The sequence below is a fragment of the Polaromonas sp. P3_C2 genome (assembly GCF_056402675.1).
Genome location: NZ_JBFUGX010000025.1, coordinates 1 through 15,417, shown reverse-complemented (window position 1 = coordinate 15,417; position 15,417 = coordinate 1). Strand labels below are relative to the sequence as shown.

At 63.7% G+C, this 15,417-nt stretch carries 15 protein-coding genes; 8 read left to right on the top strand and 7 right to left on the bottom strand.

The features are described from left to right. A partial coding sequence (locus tag AC1DWI_RS02460; protein ID WP_477724321.1) for a lytic transglycosylase domain-containing protein occupies positions 1 to 1,547 on the bottom strand: 1,547 nt, incomplete at its 3' end. A 9-nt stretch (positions 1,548 to 1,556) separates the two neighbouring features. Between AC1DWI_RS02460 and AC1DWI_RS02455 the strand changes: the two genes are divergently transcribed. Both AC1DWI_RS02455 and AC1DWI_RS02450 read left to right on the top strand, forming a co-directional pair. Continuing rightward, positions 1,557 to 2,195 (top strand): 5-formyltetrahydrofolate cyclo-ligase, encoded by a 639-nt coding sequence (locus AC1DWI_RS02455; RefSeq protein WP_477651343.1) that lies wholly within the window; start codon positions 1,557 to 1,559, stop codon positions 2,193 to 2,195. Between the two features lie 100 nt (positions 2,196 to 2,295). Further along, a complete protein-coding gene (locus tag AC1DWI_RS02450) occupies positions 2,296 to 4,164 on the top strand; it encodes a M48 family metallopeptidase (protein ID WP_477670030.1) in 1,869 nt (622 codons plus the stop codon). A 131-nt stretch (positions 4,165 to 4,295) separates the two neighbouring features. Here the strand turns inward: AC1DWI_RS02450 and AC1DWI_RS02445 are convergent, their stop codons facing one another. Further along, on the bottom strand, positions 4,296 to 5,441 hold the full coding sequence (locus AC1DWI_RS02445) for an anhydro-N-acetylmuramic acid kinase (RefSeq protein WP_477724320.1): 1,146 nt from the start codon (positions 5,439 to 5,441) through the stop codon (positions 4,296 to 4,298). A 143-nt stretch (positions 5,442 to 5,584) separates the two neighbouring features. Next, the gene (locus AC1DWI_RS02440; RefSeq protein ID WP_477670032.1) at positions 5,585 to 6,949 is read right to left on the bottom strand and encodes a peptidoglycan DD-metalloendopeptidase family protein; all 1,365 of its coding nucleotides are present in this window, start codon (positions 6,947 to 6,949) and stop codon (positions 5,585 to 5,587) included. Between the two features lie 225 nt (positions 6,950 to 7,174). Between AC1DWI_RS02440 and tyrS the strand changes: the two genes are divergently transcribed. Next, positions 7,175 to 8,407: a tyrosine--tRNA ligase gene (tyrS, locus tag AC1DWI_RS02435; protein ID WP_477670033.1), complete on the top strand. Its 1,233-nt coding sequence runs from the start codon at positions 7,175 to 7,177 to the stop codon at positions 8,405 to 8,407. Positions 8,408 to 8,527: 120 nt separating this feature from the next. On the opposite strand, the gene AC1DWI_RS02430 is transcribed toward tyrS, so the two are convergent. Both AC1DWI_RS02430 and AC1DWI_RS02425 read right to left on the bottom strand, forming a co-directional pair. Continuing rightward, the gene (locus AC1DWI_RS02430; protein ID WP_477670034.1) at positions 8,528 to 9,139 is read right to left on the bottom strand and encodes an OmpA family protein; all 612 of its coding nucleotides are present in this window, start codon (positions 9,137 to 9,139) and stop codon (positions 8,528 to 8,530) included. Further along, complete coding sequence (locus AC1DWI_RS02425) at positions 9,136 to 9,702, bottom strand: FecR family protein (protein WP_477670035.1); 567 nt, start codon at positions 9,700 to 9,702, stop codon at positions 9,136 to 9,138. The genes AC1DWI_RS02430 and AC1DWI_RS02425 overlap by 4 nt, the downstream gene beginning before the upstream one ends. A 121-nt stretch (positions 9,703 to 9,823) precedes the next feature. Between AC1DWI_RS02425 and AC1DWI_RS02420 the strand changes: the two genes are divergently transcribed. The 3 genes from AC1DWI_RS02420 to dtd all read left to right on the top strand — a co-directional run bounded on the left by AC1DWI_RS02420 (position 9,824) and on the right by dtd (position 12,022). Then, complete coding sequence (locus AC1DWI_RS02420; protein WP_477670036.1) at positions 9,824 to 10,738, top strand: cation diffusion facilitator family transporter; 915 nt, start codon at positions 9,824 to 9,826, stop codon at positions 10,736 to 10,738. Between the two features lie 76 nt (positions 10,739 to 10,814). Beyond that, positions 10,815 to 11,573: a substrate-binding domain-containing protein gene (locus tag AC1DWI_RS02415; RefSeq protein WP_477670037.1), complete on the top strand. Its 759-nt coding sequence runs from the start codon at positions 10,815 to 10,817 to the stop codon at positions 11,571 to 11,573. Next, positions 11,573 to 12,022, top strand: coding sequence for a D-aminoacyl-tRNA deacylase (gene dtd, locus AC1DWI_RS02410; protein ID WP_477670038.1), 450 nt, complete (start codon positions 11,573 to 11,575; stop codon positions 12,020 to 12,022). Before AC1DWI_RS02415 ends, dtd begins: the two co-directional genes overlap by 1 nt. A 68-nt stretch (positions 12,023 to 12,090) precedes the next feature. Here the strand turns inward: dtd and ybeY are convergent, their stop codons facing one another. Both ybeY and AC1DWI_RS02400 read right to left on the bottom strand, forming a co-directional pair. Continuing rightward, positions 12,091 to 12,546, bottom strand: coding sequence for an rRNA maturation RNase YbeY (ybeY, locus tag AC1DWI_RS02405; RefSeq protein WP_477670039.1), 456 nt, complete (start codon positions 12,544 to 12,546; stop codon positions 12,091 to 12,093). Then, on the bottom strand, positions 12,536 to 13,546 hold the full coding sequence (locus tag AC1DWI_RS02400; protein WP_477670040.1) for a PhoH family protein: 1,011 nt from the start codon (positions 13,544 to 13,546) through the stop codon (positions 12,536 to 12,538). Before AC1DWI_RS02400 ends, ybeY begins: the two co-directional genes overlap by 11 nt. 93 nt (positions 13,547 to 13,639) lie before the next feature. Between AC1DWI_RS02400 and ruvA the strand changes: the two genes are divergently transcribed. Both ruvA and ruvB read left to right on the top strand, forming a co-directional pair. Next, a complete protein-coding gene (gene ruvA / locus AC1DWI_RS02395) occupies positions 13,640 to 14,212 on the top strand; it encodes a Holliday junction branch migration protein RuvA (protein ID WP_477648181.1) in 573 nt (190 codons plus the stop codon). Positions 14,213 to 14,226: 14 nt separating this feature from the next. Beyond that, entirely contained in the window at positions 14,227 to 15,300 is a 1,074-nt protein-coding gene (ruvB, locus tag AC1DWI_RS02390) for a Holliday junction branch migration DNA helicase RuvB (protein WP_477670041.1), read from the top strand. The last annotated feature ends 117 nt before the right edge of the window (positions 15,301 to 15,417 follow it).

Below are 15,417 nucleotides of genomic sequence, written 5' to 3'. Positions count from 1 at the left end.
GTGTTGATGCAGCGGTCCCAGATCTGCCGGTCGCAGGCGAACTGGGCGGCCGCCAGCAGGTCGCGGTCAGCCATGCCACCGCGCTTGTGCAGGTTGGTGCTGTAGTTCCACTCGCGCGTGCCTTCGGGGCGCAGGCCGACGGCGATGGCATAAGCGGCGCGGTTCAGGCCCGGGTTCAGCCGTGCAGTTTCTTTTTCCTCGGCCGTCAGCGGCGCTGGTCTGGCCGGCACCGTGATCTTCTGGCCCAGCTCTTCCAGCGCGAGCTGCTCGTAAAAACCACGGGCCGACGCGAAGGACTGCAGCAAGGCCAGGGCTTCGGCTCGCTGCGGCGCAATGGTGATGCCGGTGCTGATGGTTTGCGTTACGCCGGGTGTGGTCGCGACGACGATCGGGCCTTTGGGCGCTGCGTCAGGCGGCGCGGTGGCCAGCAGCGCGCGCGCTTTCCAGTAGCTCCAGGTAGGTTCCTTGCGCGCGTCGTCGCTCATGGCGTTGACGGCTGCCAGCACGAGCGTCCAGTTGGGCTGTGTCCCTGCGCGCAATGCGGCCCGGACTTTCCAGCCCAGCATGTCATCGCTGAGGTCGGTGTCCTTGGTGACCTTAGAAAAGTACTGCAGCGCGTCGCCTGCAGGCGTGGTGCCCAGGCGGGTGGCGGCCTGCCTGCCGATCACACCCCAGACCCAGTTGCGCTCTTCGGTATTCAGCTGCATGCCCCATTTGTTTTCCATTTGGGATGCCGCTCCGTCCGTGTCGCTGATCGCCATCTTGATCAGCGCCAGCGTGACGATTTCGCGCCGCGCCTTGCTGAGCGCGAGGTGTTTGCCCGCCAGGAACCTGATGGGGCTGGCATTCAGTTCATTGACCATGCCGACGGCGTCGGGCGCAATGATCTGCACCGCACTGGTCGCTGCGCGTGGCCGGTTGGCCTCGGTGGCCAGGCGGGCCTTGATCCAGACGTCCTGCGCTGTGAGGTTTTTGGTGCCAACCAGCCGCTCGGCGGCCGAGTTGCAGCCGTCGTCTGCCTCGCGCTGTGCATACCAGTTCTTTTTCACTTCGTCGGCCAGGCGCGCATCAGCCACCGGATTTTTGAGGTGTTCGACCAGCAGTGCGTAGCAACGCACTTCCTTGTCATCGTTCATCCGGTAGTTGGGGTATTCAGCGGCAAAGCCGGCCCAGTCGCGGCGCTGGCCCAGCAGCAGCAGCCAGTCGTTGCGCAGCCGGTCTTCCTGGTAGGTGCCGGCGTAACGGCCGAAAAAATCCTGCACCTCTTGCGCACTGGCTTCGCCCAGTCGCGTCTTGAGTTCCCAGTAGGCCGCCCAGGGCTCAAGCGCGTGGCCCCGGGCCTGGGGCAGCAGTTGTGCCAGCCGGCCCTTGTCGCCGCGTTTGAAAGCCTTGTTCATCTCCACAATCACGTTGTCGGCTGCGCTGGCGCTTGCGGGAAGGGTGGTTTGGGCGGTTGCAGGGACGAGCAGCGTCAGGGAGGCAATCGCGGAAATAATGGCGGGCAGGGAGGCCGCACGTACCGGGCCGTTAAGAAATTTGTATAGCATCGGGACATTATGGACAAATTAAGCATACGCAAGGCGCTGGTGGAAGCGCGACTGAACATGCCTGACCGCCTGGTGCGGGCTGACCTGCTGCAGCGTGTGATGCGCATCTGGCTGGTAGGTTCCACGCACGAGGTGATTGGCGCGTATTGGCCCATCAAGGGCGAGTTCGATCCGCTGCCTGCGCTGTACCGCTGGCAGGAAGATGCCATTTTGAGCCAGGATTCGTCATCAAATCCGGCGCTGGACCAGGTGGAACGTGCGCAACTAGCTACTGAAAGCATAGCAGCGCGGTCGCCGCGCAAGATCGGTCTGCCGGTGGTCAACAAGCTGCACAAGACATTGACTTTCCATGCCTGGTACCCGGGCTGCCCCATGGAAGAAGACGCCTACGGCATTCCGAAACCAAAAGATACAGAGGTGATTATTCCCACCCTGCTGTTCGTGCCCTGCGTAGGTTACGGCCCCGGGGGCTATCGGCTGGGCTATGGCGGGGGCTTTTACGACCGCACGCTGGCCACGCTGCAACCACGGCCTTTCACAGTGGGCCTGGGCTATACCCAGGGCTGGCTGCCCGACATGGAGCCCGAGCCGCACGACATTCCGCTCGATGCCATCCTGAACGACAAGGGCGTGGTCTGGCCGGTGTGACCGCTCAGCGCTCGCTTCGCCCGCCTTGGAAAGCAGGCGAGGGCCGGTATATTAGCCACTCGAGCAAAGCGGTTAATGACTAAAAAACAGGGAGCGGAGCATGGCAGGCAGTGGAGAAGACGGCAATACGGTGAGCAGCAGGATCAGGAAGGACCTGCTGAAAGTTCTGGCCCTCGCGCTGGTGACGCTGTTTCTGGTTCCGGGCTCAACCTTGCTGTTCGCCAGGCATGCACAGCAGCAACTCGACCGCACCATCATCCAGTCGATAGAGCGGCAGGTCGACCAGGACTCGAGCATGTCCGCCGAAAGCAAGGCGCACACCAAGAAGTTTTACCGTGACAACCCGGTCTCCCGCATATGTGCCGACGCCAACGCCGACCTCGTGCAGGACAGGGACATGTTCTGCGAGCCGTTCTCCGAAGTCTGGCAGTTTTACGCAGCGCATCTCATCGCCAAATGGACGATTGCCGGCGGTGTGGCCATCTTGCTGGTGGAACTGCTGCTGGGCGCCGTGGCTTTCTGGAACCGCAAGGCCCGGTACCTGAGTTTTGTGACCGGCTGGCGCCTGCTGAGCCTGGCCAGCGCGGCGCAAATGCTGGTGCAGGGCACCATGCTTGTCTGGCTGTCCTTTTGGGTGACGGCATTCTTCTTTCACGTGTATTACATCAAGCTGATCGCGCTGATCGGCTTTGTGGTGGCTGTCGCGGTGTTCTTTGCCATTGCCGGGCTGCTGCGGCGCCCCGCCATGGCAAACACCATTGACGGGGAGCTGGTCAGCGACGGCGACGCGCCGGGCCTTTGGGCCAACACACGCGCTCTGGCCGCGCGCCTGAAGACCGCGCCGCCCAAACAGATCGTGGCGGGCATTGACACCAATTTTTTTGTCACCGAAGCGCCGCTTACCGTGGCCGGCCAGGCGCTGACCGGCCGCACGTTGTTTGTCAGCCTTCCGCTGCTGCGGCTGCTGGACCGTGCCCAGGCCGATGCCGTGCTGGGCCATGAGCTCGCGCATTTTCGCGGTGGTGATGCCGCCAGCAGCGCCCGGCTTGGGCCCAAGCTTGTGCAGTACGACCACTACCTCGGCCTGATGCGTGGCGGTGGTCTGACGGTTGCGGTCTATCACCTGATGTACCTGTACCGGGTGATATTTGAATTCGCGCTGATGCGTGACAGCCGCGAGCGCGAATTCAAGGCCGACCGCGCCGCCGCGAAGCTGGTTTCGCCGCAGGCCATTGTGGAATCGCTGATCAAGATTACCGCCTACGCAAGCTACCGGTCGGAAATCGAGCGTGAACTGTTCGAGCACGACCGGCAGCACGGCCAGCAACTCGGCATTGCGCAGTTTGTGGCCTCGGGCCTGACACACTACGCCGCCTCTACCAAATTCGTGAAAGCCATGGGAACAGCCAGCGTGCCGCATCCGTTTGACTCGCACCCGGCCATGCTGGACCGCATGAAGAATGTGCATCACCTGGTCAAGCCCGACGCTTTCGGCGCCATCGTGACTGATCCACCATTGCGCAACTGGGCTGACGACATACAGACCGCGCCGCAGATTGAGCAACGACTGTGGTCGGCCTACGAGCAGGGTTTTGCCGCCGACCATGAACGTACCCTCGCTTACCGCTACGGGCCGGACAATGACATGGAGCAGGCGCTGGTGCTGCGCTACTTTCCCCCTGTGCTGTTTCAGCTCAAGGGCACCCTCTCTGTCGGTGTGACATACAGCGGCCTGCAGCTGCCTGGCAAGCCCGATGAACTTTCGTGGGACGACATTCAGAACCTTGGCTATGAAAACGGTTTTGGCGGTGATGTCCTCACGGTTACCTTGACTGAAAAAGGCCTGTTGGGTGCCAAGACGACCAAGGTAAAGCTGCCCGGCATCAGTGCGCAGCGTGAGCAGTTCAAAGAGGTGCTGGGGACTTACCGGCACCGGCATGAGGTGATGCGGAAGCAGTTGGCGGGGTAGGCTTTTATCGGCCGGTTCTTGCTCCGGCCTTTGCGCTCTTTGCTGAGGGCGATTGGCCGGGGGTAGCCCGGCCAGCAATCCTCAGACGAAAGCGCAACGCCGGAACAAGACCGACCGCTATCCGTCCCAGCCTAAGCGGGGTAGACCGCCCCCAGCACCCGCAACCCCTTTGCCCCCGTCGCGCTTGGCAAATTACCGGGCCTGCGCAACACCRCCTGCTGTGCCAGCCACGCAAAGGCCGCCGCCTCCACCTGCAAAGGTGGCAAACCATGCTGGCCGGAAGTCTCAACCTTGAGCTGCGGCAACCCGGCCTGCAGGCGCCCAAGAAGATGGGTATTGAACGCGCCGCCGCCGCAGACGATCAGCAGGCTGCTGGCTTTTCCATGGCTGTTGACGTCCGCCGCGCAGGCGCTTGCCGTGAATTCAGCGAGGGTGTTCTGGACGTCTTGTGGCCGCGCCGCGGAAAAGGGCGCGAGCTTGCCGGCCAGCCAGGTCATGCTGAAAAGATCGCGGCCGGTGCTTTTGGGAATCGGTTGCGCAAAGTAGGGTTCGTCAAGCAGGCTGGCCAGCAGGTCCGGCAACAGCTTGCCCGTGGCCGCCCAGGCGCCGCTGGCGTCATAAGACTGACCGGTGTGTTGCAGGCACCATGCATCCATCAGGGCGTTGCCCGGTCCGCAGTCAAAACCCAGCACGGGTGACGACGCGCCAGGCGGAAGCACGCTGAGGTTGGAAATTCCGCCCAGGTTCAGCACCGACACCGTGACGTCCGCCTGGCCGAAAACGCCCTGATGAAATGCCGGCACCAGAGGTGCGCCCTGGCCACCGGCCGCCACATCGCGGCTGCGAAGATCAGCCACCACGTCGATGCCCGTGAGCTCTGCCAGCAAAGCCGGGTTGTTGAGCTGGAGCGTGTAGCCTGCGCCCGCCGGGTCGGGGGATGTTCTTTGGGGCTGGTGCCGCACGGTTTGGCCATGCGCGCCAATGGCGCGAACCTGCGAGGCGACGATCCCCTGTGCAGCAGCCTGGACAAGCAGCGCAGCGACGACTTTGGCATACGCCGCCGCGATGTGATTGGCAGCAACGGCGGCCCGGTGCAGTTCGTTGTCCGTGGGCGAATTCAGCGCCAGCAGCTCCGCGCGAAACAGCCCATCAAAGGATTCGGTGGCCGCAGCAAGCACGCGCAATTTTCCACCGGAAAGATCGACCAGCACGCCATCGGCACCGTCGAGCGAAGTGCCTGACATCAGGCCAATGAAGAGATCGGATGTTGTAGGCATGGGCCTATTTTGCCGCAGTGGGCGAATGTGAAAGCCCCGCCTTTACCAGCAGGGGCCGCGGGACTGGCTTTGCCAGACCGCAGGCGCAGCGCCCCCTCGGGGGGCAGAGAGCTACACGCAGTGAGCGAACGTGGGGGCTCTAGTTACTCAGCGCGGGTTTGCGTGATGGTGGCGGCCGCTTGCAGCTGAGTCTTCACGCCCGCCGAGAGCTCCCTGAATGCCGGCATGGCAGCCGTAGACACGGGAATGGTCTCGCTCTGCTTGGCGATCGTCATCGGGTCCTGCTGGGTGCCGTTGACGCGGAACTCGAAATGCAGGTGTGGGCCGGTGGCCCAGCCGGTGGAGCCGACGAGACCGATGGTCTGGCCCTGGCTGACGTTCTGGCCGCGCTGCACCATGATTTTGCTCAGGTGGGCATAAACAGTTTCATGGCCGTTGCGGTGGCGAACGAACACCACGTTGCCGTAACCGTTCTGGACACCCGAAAACTCCACCACGCCGTCGCCGACGGTACGTGCAGGTGTTCCCGTAGCTGCTGCGAAGTCGGTGCCCAGGTGGGCGCGCCATTTTTGCAGGATGGGGTGAAAGCGCATTGAAAAGCCGCTGCTGATGCGCGAGAACTCGACGGGCGAGCTCAGGTAGGCGCGGCGCAGGCTCTGGCCGTCGAGCGTGTAATAGCCGCCCCTGTGGGCAACGCCCGCGGCGTCCACGCCCGGAGGCTGGAACCACATGGCCTGGTAGGCCTTGCCGGCGTTGACAAACTCGGCCGACAGCACGCGACCGGTGCGCAGCGGCTCGCCGTCGGCTTCCAGGCTTTCATAGACCACGTTGAAGCGGTCGCCCTTGCGCAGTGCGCGGCGGAAATCGATGTCACTGGAGAAAATTTCGGCGATCTGCACCGCTACGCCATCGGGAATGCGGGCGTCGTCGGTGGCGGCGAACAGCGACGTCTGGATGCTGCCGCTGGACAAGCGCGCAGTAGCCACATACGGGGCGGTTTCAATGCGCGAGCTGAAACCGGCGGCGCCGCGCTCGACCACGAGGCGCTTGAACATCGTTTCGTCGTCAGTGGGCCAGCGCATGCTGAGCTTGAGCAGTTGCTGGCTGTCGCTGGCTTCGGCGGTTACGTTCTTTCCGGCACGGCCCGACAACAGCAGGCGCGCATTGGCGTCGCTGCGCAAAAAGGCGGCTGCGGCGCTGTCGTCGATGTTCAGGCGCTTGAGCAGGGTGTCGGCGGTATCGCTGCTGCGGGTGCTTTCGGTGCGGAACAGCTTGAAACGGAAATCGGTGAGGGAATCGGTCTGTATCTGCGTGGGCAAAGGCTCGACCGCTTCGAGTATCTGGCGGACCGGCAGGTTGGCCGCATCGGGTGCCAGGGGCGCAACGCCGAATGCTGTGACACCTGTGCCCAGCAGCAGTGCTGCAAGGCTGGCGGTGACCCGTTTGGGATGGCGACGGAGGCTGTCGGCGATGGGCAGCAGTATCTGGGAGGGAGATGGCAGTGGCAAAGCAGTATTCCCAACAAAAGTGCATCGGGCGCTGCGCGAGCACCGGACTGCTGTATAAAAGGTGGAGAGCTTTGGCGGCCAGCCCTGGATTCAGGGGTGGGGCCGGAGCCATCCGGTTATGAGTTTCCTGATCAGCAAATTGCAGGCCAACTAAAATGGCTCCGCCGCTGCAGGAGAGCCGCCAGTATATCTGTCGGACAATTCCCCGACATGTGAAAAACCCTTATGAATCAAGAGCTTGTTACAAAATTTCCCGTCACCGACCGCGTCAGGGAGGCCCTGGCGGTGTCCCTGCGCGGCTGCGATGAGCTGATCCCGGAAAACGATTGGATACAAAAACTGGCCAAATCGGAGGCCACGGGCGTCCCGCTGCGCATCAAACTGGGGCTGGACCCGACGGCGCCTGACATTCATGTCGGACATACCGTGGTGCTGAACAAAATGCGTCAGCTCCAGGATCTGGGCCATACAGTCATTTTTCTTATAGGCGACTTCACCAGCCTGATCGGCGACCCGTCCGGGCGCAACACCACACGGCCCCCGCTCACGCCCGAGCAGATCAAGGTCAACGCCGAAACCTACCGCGCCCAGGCCGACAAGATCCTGGACCCCGCCAAAACCGAGCTGCGCTACAACAGCGAATGGAGCGAACCGCTGGGCGCCACCGGCATGATCAAGCTGGCTTCTCATTACACCGTGGCCCGCATGATGGAGCGCAACGACTTCAACGACCGTTTCAAGGCCGGCACGCCTATTAGCGTGCATGAGTTTTTGTACCCGCTGATGCAGGGCTACGACTCGGTCGCGCTCAGGAGCGACCTGGAACTCGGCGGCACCGACCAGAAGTTCAACCTGCTGATGGGCCGGCACCTGCAGCAGGAATACGGCCAGGAGCCGCAGTGCATTTTGACCATGCCGCTGCTCGAAGGCCTGGACGGCATCGAGAAGATGTCCAAGAGCAAGAACAACTACATCGGCATCAGCGAAGACGCCAACACCATGTTCGCCAAGGTGCTGTCGATCTCCGATGTGCTGATGTGGAAGTGGTACACACTGCTGTCGTTCAAGAGCGAGGCCGACATCGCAGCGCTGAAGGCCGAAGTGGACGGCGGGCGCAACCCCAAGGACGCCAAAGTGGCGCTGGCCAAGGAAATCACTGCGCGCTTTCATTCCGCTGCCGCAGCCGACGCCGCCGAGCAGGATTTCATCAACCGCAGCAAGGGCGGCGTGCCGGATGAGATTCCCGAGGTGTCGCTGTCCGGTTCGCCGATGGGGATAGGCGCGCTGCTCAAGGCGGCCGGCCTCGCGCCCTCGGGCAGCGAAGCCACGCGCCTGATTGAAGGCGGCGGCGTGCGGATTGACTCCAGCGTGGTGAGCGACAAGGCGCTCAAGCTGAACAGCGGAACGTATGTGGTGCAGGTGGGCAAACGCAAGTTTGCCAGGGTCACGCTGGCCTGAACTGCGGCCCGGGGCGCTTTCCGCAGACTCGGGGCGGCGACCGAACGCTACTATTTTAATAGCTGCTTGCGCTTACCCCTATTGGTCTACAGGCATTTAACCTGCATACCAGTCATCTTGTTACCGAACCTCGATGGCCACGCGCCGGTTGCGCGGTTCTTCCACTTCGTCAGCGGTAGGCACGGCCAGGTCGCGCTCGCCCCGGCCCGCCGCTTCGATACGCTCTGCCGGAAACTGGCGGTCGATCAGTATCTGGCGCACCTGCTGCGCCCGCTGGGCCGACAGCACGTCGTTGCTGGCTCCGGCGCCCACAGTGTCGGTATGGCCGGTGATCACGATGTCGCCGCCACTTCGGGCCAGCGCATCGGCGAGCACGTCTTCCATGATTTTCTGCGACTCGGCCGTCAGCACCGTGCCGCCCGCATCAAAGTACACGGTGTAACGCTTGCCCCTGGGCGGCGCCATGTCATACAGCGCAGCGTTATCGGCGCGAACCTTGGCCGGATCAGCCTGGTCCACCCTGGGGGCACCCGTTGAACCCCGCGCTGCCGTGGCACGCTGGAAAGGCACGGACAGCACCGCTTCGCCGCCTGCGCCTTCCCTGGCGCGCACCACCACGGCGGACGGCGTACCGCCCTCCTGCGGCAGCAGCACAACACGGGTGCCGGTGGAACAAGCCGCCAGCAGCGTGCTCAGGAGAATGGCGGAGAGAAGGGGGAAATGGATTCTCATGGCTGTGGGTCCGCCTGCACGATGAAGTCGGTGCCGCGAATGCCGATGAAAGCGGTCTTGGTCTCGATGCGCACGGTCTCGGGATGGGCCTTGCCCACCAGGCCGCTCATCATGCGCAGCGAACCTTGCAGCAGGGAGAGCAGCAGGCCGCCCTCTTGTGTGGTGGCATCAAAGCTGAAACCCTTGATGTCCAGTTGCGAAGCCGGACCCACCACCACCGTGGTGCCGTCGCGCAGTACCAGGCTGGCGGCGGAGTCGGCGCCTGTGACGATGCGGCCGGCGGGCAACACGGGGTCTCCGGCCTTTGCCGGCCGCGCTGCGCCGCCGGCCTCCAGCAGCTTGACATCACCGCGCAGGGTTTTCAGAAAGCCGGCCTGCCCCGGGGCGGGTGGAGGCGGGGGCAAGGGTACAGAAGCGGGGATGGCCGATGCCTCGACGGCAGGCGCCGGCGCCGCTGCCGGGGTGGCCGGAGCACCCGCGGCAGGTTCCGGCCGGGTTTGTGCGGCGGCTTGCACGGCTGCAAGCATCAGTCCGGCCAAGGCTGTCAGATAGCGATGTTTCATGAAGACCTCTTTGGGCGGATTATCCATTACCTTTAGTTACGATTCGCCAGGCAAGTCTTACCACCCCGCCATCCTTCTCCGGTTTGTTACCCGGCATGCCCCCATACCTCACAATGCACAGATGAATTTTCCCGCCTGGCAATCCCTGACGCCGCAGCGGCTGCTGCGCACTTCCGTCGCCGTGGCCGCAGCCACCATCGTCCTCAAAACGGCGGCCTGGTACATCACGGATTCGGTCGGCCTGCTGTCTGACGCCATGGAGTCTTTCGTCAACCTGGCCAGCGCCCTCTTTGGCCTGGCCATGGTCACGATTGCGCAGCGCCCTGCCGACGACGACCACCCCTACGGCCACCACAAGGCCGAGTATTTTTCGTCCGGCTTCGAGGGTGCGCTGATCGTCGGCGCGGCGCTGGCCATCATCTGGGCTGCCGTGCACCGCATGCTGGACCCTCGGCCGCTGCAGCAGCTTGGCTGGGGCCTGGCGTTGTCGGTGGGCAGCTCGGCGCTCAACGGCCTGCTGGCCTGGGCGATGTTCCGCGCGGCCCGGCAGCATCGGTCCATCGCGCTTGAGGCCGACGCCAGGCACCTCGTGACCGATGTCTGGACCTCAGCCGGCGTGGTGGTCGGCATAGGTGCTGTCATGTTGACCGGCTGGCTTTGGCTGGACGCCGTGGTGGCGATCGGCGTGGCCCTGAATATCCTGTGGGAGGGAGGCCGGCTGGTCTGGCGCTCGTCACAGGGCCTGATGGACGAGGCGGTGGAGCCTGAAGTGCTGACCGAGATCCAGAAAACACTCGCAGGCTTCAGCCACCCCACCATCCGCTTTGACCACCTGAGCACGCGCCGCGCCGGCCAGCGGCGCTTTGTCGATATGCACATGCACATGCCGGCCAGCTGGTCGCTGGGCCGCGCGGCGGCCGTGCGCACCAGCGTTGAGCAGGCGCTGATGAGCGCCGTGCCCGGCCTGCGCGCCAGCATCCAGCTGCTGCCCACCGATGTGGAAGCCCATTTCGACGATGAGGCCGACCTGATCTGATGGCCTGCCGCCCTCTTCCGGCCGCCGATAATTTCCCCGACCTTCCGACTTTCTACCCCTGAGACCAGGAGCCTTGATGAAACGACCCCCTCTTGCGCTTGCCGCCCGCGTCCTTGCCTGCGCACTGCTCAGCGCCGCCGCGCAGGCGGCGGAGCTCCAGGTGCTGAGCGCCGGCGCCATCGAGCCCGGCCTCAAGGCGGCAGCGGCAGCTTTTGAAAAGCAGACCGGCCACACCGCCAAAATCACCTTCAACACCGCGCCCGAGCTGAAAAAGCGCATGGACGGCAACCCGGCGTTTGACGTGGTGATCGCGCCGCCCGCCGTCATCGGCGAATTTGCCGCGGCCAGCAAGCTGGCGGAAACACGCGCCAACGTCGGCCGTGTCGGGATGGGTGTGGCTGTGCGCGAAGGCGCACCGGTGCCCGACATCGCCAATGCCGAGGCACTCAAACGCTCGGTGCTGGCCGCCGACTCGCTGGTGTTCAACCGCGCCTCCACCGGCTTGTACCTGGAGGGCCTGCTCAGGAAGATGGACGTGTATGCGCAGGTGGAAAGCAAAACCACGCGTTATCCCGACGGCGCCTCGGTGATGGAGCACGTGCTCAAGGGCAAGGGCCGCGAGATCGGTTTCGGTGCGATGACCGAGATTCTTCTATACAGGGACAAGGGCCTGAAGTTCGTCGGCCCGGTTCCGGCCGAAGTGCAGAACTACACGTCGTACACCGCCGCGCCGCTGGCTTCCGGCAAACAGCAGGATGTGGCCCAGCAGTTCGTCAGTTTCCTGGCCGGCCCGGTCGGCAAGCCGCTGTTTGTCGCGGCCGGCGTGACCGACTGATGAAGGCCGTGCTGCAGCGCGTGGCCGAAGCCCGCGTGGTGATTGCCGGCGAAACCGTCGGCCAGATAGGCGGCGGGCTGCTGGTGCTGGTGTGCGCTGAGCGCGGCGACGCTGAAGCGCAGGCTGACAAGCTGCTGGCCAAGCTTCTCAAGCTGCGCATCTTCTCCGACAACGCGGGAAAGATGAATCTGAGCGTGCAGGACGTCCAAGGCGGCCTGCTGATCGTGAGCCAGTTCACGCTGGCGGCTGACGCCTCGGGCGGCAACCGGCCCAGCTTCACCGGTGCGGCCCCGCCTGACGAAGGGCGCCGGCTCTACGACTACTTTGTGGCCCAGGCCCGCGGCGTGCATCCGCAAGTCGAAACCGGGCAATTCGCAGCCGACATGCAGGTGCACCTGGTCAATGACGGGCCGGTAACGATTCCGCTGCAGGTCGTGCCGGGCACATAAACTCGCTATTAATTCAATAGCTGCTTGCGCCCGTCCCTATTGGGCTGAAGCCCAATAAACCTTGAATTTCAGCGGTAAGGGTTTTTGACGCCCAGGCCGGCCAGGATCTCGATTTCACGCGCTTCCATGGCTTCGGCATCGGCTTCGCCGGTTTCATGGTCCCAGCCCTGCGCATGCAGCGTGCCGTGCACCAGCAGATGGGCGTAGTGGGCCTGCAAGGTCTTTTTGTTCTCTTTCGCCTCTTTGGCCACCACCGGCGCGCACAGCACCAGGTCGGCCGTGACCACCGGCTCTCGTGTGTAGTCGAAGGTCAGCACGTTGGTGGCGTAGTCGCGCTGGCGGTAGTCACGGTTCAGCGCCTGGCCTTCTTCGGCGTCGACGATGCGCACAGTGATCTCGCCGTCGTGCGCCAGCGCGTGGCGGATCCAGCGGGCCACGCTGTGACGCGGCAGCGCTGCGCGGTGGCGGGCGGCGTCTTTCAGGTCGCCAAACTGCAAGGACAAGCTCAGGTTCTTAAGAGCCATTTCGGCTCCTGGCGCTTGTGCGCCGTGCGGGAGCAGCTATCGAATCTGTAGCAATTTCTGCCGCGATGCCGGGCCGCGTCTTGTCGTACGCATCAACAATGCGGGCCACCAGCGGGTGGCGCACCACGTCGGCACTCGTCAGGCGGGTGATCGCAATGCCCTTGACGCGCTTGAGTACGCGCTCGGCATCCACCAGGCCGCTCAACTGCGTGCGCGGCAAATCGACCTGGCTGATATCGCCCGTCACCACAGCCTTGCTGCCAAAGCCGATGCGCGTCAAAAACATCTTCATCTGCTCGGGCGTGGTGTTTTGCGCTTCGTCGAGGATGACAAACGCGTGGTTCAGCGTGCGGCCGCGCATGAAGGCCAGCGGCGCGATCTCGATCTGCTGGCGCTCAAAGGCCTTTTGCACGCGCTCAAAACCCATCAGCTCATGCAGCGCGTCATACAGCGGACGCAGGTAAGGGTCCACCTTCTGGCTCAGGTCACCCGGCAAAAAACCCAGGCGCTCGCCGGCCTCGACCGCCGGGCGGGTCAGCACAATGCGTTGCACCGTGCTGCGCTCCAATGCATCCACCGCGCAAGCCACGGCGAGGTAGGTCTTGCCGGTGCCGGCGGGGCCGATACCGAAAGTGATGTCGTGGGTGGCAATGTTTTCCAGGTAGGTGCCCTGGTTGGTGGTGCGGGCGCGCAGGTCGGCGCGGCGGGTCGACAGCGCCATGGCGCCGTCGGGCGCGATGCTGAGCGCGGTGTCGCCGGCCAGCATCAGCTGCACGGTTTCGGGCTCTATGGGCCGCTGGGCGATTTCGTACAGGGCCTGCAGCACCTCGAGCGCCTGGTTGGCCTTCACCTTGGTGCCGTCGATCTTGAACTGCTCGAAGCGGTGGGCAATCGTGACATCCAGCGCCACTTCGATGGTGCGGATGTGGCTGTCCATGGGTCCGCACAGGTGACCCATGCGGGTGTTGTTCGGCGGCGTGAAGGTGTGACGAAGAATCAAGGCGGTGGTTTTCCTGGAAAACGGCGGTTAAAGGCGGAAAAACACAATTGTCCGCCCAAACAGGCGCCTGCGTCTGACTGATAAGATTTGCCCATGATAGGAAGACTCTCTGGCCAGCTGGCCGAAAAAAATCCCCCGGAAATCCTGGTGGACTGCAACGGCGTCGGCTATGAGGTACTGGTGCCCATGAGCACCTTCTACAACCTGCCCGGCCTGGGCGAAAAAGTCAGCCTGCTGACACACTTTGTGGTGCGCGAAGACGCACAAATCCTCTACGGTTTCGGCAGCGCCACCGAACGCGCCGCCTTCCGCCAGCTCATCAAGATTTCCGGCGTAGGCCCACGCACCGCGCTCAGCGTGCTCAGCGGCATGAGCGTTGAAGAGCTGTCGCAAGCCGTCACCCAGCAGGAAGCCGGCCGCATCATCAAGGTGCCCGGCATCGGCAAAAAGACCGCCGAACGCCTGTTGCTGGAACTCAAGGGCAAACTGGGCGCCGACATCGGTATCCAGGTCAGCGTCGCCAACGATGCCCAGTCCGACATCCTGCAGGCCCTGGTGGCGCTGGGCTATAGCGACCGCGACGCCGCACTGGCACTGAAGGCATTGCCCAAAGATATCGGCGTGAGTGACGGCATCAAGCTGGCGTTGAAGGCGCTGGCGAAATAGGCCGGTAACCCAGTATGAGCATACAAACCGACGATTTCGCTCCCGGCGACTTCCCGCCCGCCAAGCGCGTGATGTCGGCCGCGCCGGCCTCACCCGGCGAGGAGGCGATCGAGCGCGCGTTGCGCCCCAAACTGTTTGACGAGTACGTCGGCCAGACCAAGGTGCGCGACCAGCTTGAAATCTTCATTGGTGCGGCCAAAAAGCGCAGCGAGGCGCTGGACCACGTGCTGCTGTTCGGCCCGCCCGGCCTGGGCAAGACCACGCTGTCGCACATCATTGCGCATGAGCTGGGCGTGAACCTGCGGCAGACCTCCGGACCGGTGCTGGAAAAACCCAAGGACCTGGCGGCGCTGCTGACCAACCTTGAAAAGAACGACGTCCTCTTCATTGACGAAATTCACCGCCTGAGCCCGGTGGTAGAAGAAATCCTCTACCCCGCGCTCGAGGACTACCAGATCGACATCATGATCGGCGAAGGCCCGGCGGCGCGCAGCATCAAGCTCGACCTGCAGCCCTTCACGCTGGTGGGTGCCACCACGCGCGCCGGCATGCTGACCAACCCGCTGCGCGACCGCTTCGGCATCGTCGCGAGGCTGGAGTTTTATACACCCGACGAACTCGCACGCATCGTGCGGCGCAGCGCCAAGTTGCTCAATGCGCCCATGGACGAAGAAGGCGGTTTTGAAATTGCCCGCCGTTCACGCGGTACGCCGCGCATTGCCAACCGCCTGCTGCGCCGCGTGCGCGACTATGCCGACGTGAAGGGCACCGGCCACATCTCGCTGGACATCGCCAACAAGGCGCTTGCCATGCTCGACGTAGACCCGCAGGGCTTTGACGTGATGGACCGCAAGTTACTCGAAGCCGTGATCCACCGCTTTGATGGCGGCCCGGTCGGCCTGGACAACATCGCGGCCAGCATTGGTGAAGAGCGCGACACGATTGAAGACGTGATCGAGCCCTATTTGATCCAGCAAGGCTATTTGCAGCGCACGCCGCGCGGGCGCATCGCCACGCTGGCGGCCTACCGCCACCTGGGCGTGGCGCCGCCGCAGCAAGGGCAAGACTTCTTTGGCGCCGGCAAATAAACAATGAACCGGCCCGCCAGGTGGCAAGGGCAGGAGGGGAGCATGGAATTTCCGGATACTGTTCCGTCGGCCTTGCTGGCAGGCGCACCTGATGCGCCTGAATATGTGCGTGAGCTG

What these genes read in the sequence shown, in the direction of transcription:
- AC1DWI_RS02455 (WP_477651343.1), top strand. Translation starts at nt 1,557, where the DNA reads ATGGACAAATTAAGCATACGCAAGGCGCTGGTGGAAGCGCGACTGAAC.
- AC1DWI_RS02450 (WP_477670030.1), top strand. Translation starts at nt 2,296, where the DNA reads ATGGCAGGCAGTGGAGAAGACGGCAATACGGTGAGCAGCAGGATCAGG.
- tyrS (WP_477670033.1), top strand. Translation starts at nt 7,175, where the DNA reads ATGAATCAAGAGCTTGTTACAAAATTTCCCGTCACCGACCGCGTCAGG.
- AC1DWI_RS02430 (WP_477670034.1), bottom strand. Translation starts at nt 9,139, where the DNA reads ATGAGAATCCATTTCCCCCTTCTCTCCGCCATTCTCCTGAGCACGCTG.
- AC1DWI_RS02425 (WP_477670035.1), bottom strand. Translation starts at nt 9,702, where the DNA reads ATGAAACATCGCTATCTGACAGCCTTGGCCGGACTGATGCTTGCAGCC.
- AC1DWI_RS02420 (WP_477670036.1), top strand. Translation starts at nt 9,824, where the DNA reads ATGAATTTTCCCGCCTGGCAATCCCTGACGCCGCAGCGGCTGCTGCGC.
- AC1DWI_RS02415 (WP_477670037.1), top strand. Translation starts at nt 10,815, where the DNA reads ATGAAACGACCCCCTCTTGCGCTTGCCGCCCGCGTCCTTGCCTGCGCA.
- dtd (WP_477670038.1), top strand. Translation starts at nt 11,573, where the DNA reads ATGAAGGCCGTGCTGCAGCGCGTGGCCGAAGCCCGCGTGGTGATTGCC.
- ybeY (WP_477670039.1), bottom strand. Translation starts at nt 12,546, where the DNA reads ATGGCTCTTAAGAACCTGAGCTTGTCCTTGCAGTTTGGCGACCTGAAA.
- ruvA (WP_477648181.1), top strand. Translation starts at nt 13,640, where the DNA reads ATGATAGGAAGACTCTCTGGCCAGCTGGCCGAAAAAAATCCCCCGGAA.
- ruvB (WP_477670041.1), top strand. Translation starts at nt 14,227, where the DNA reads ATGAGCATACAAACCGACGATTTCGCTCCCGGCGACTTCCCGCCCGCC.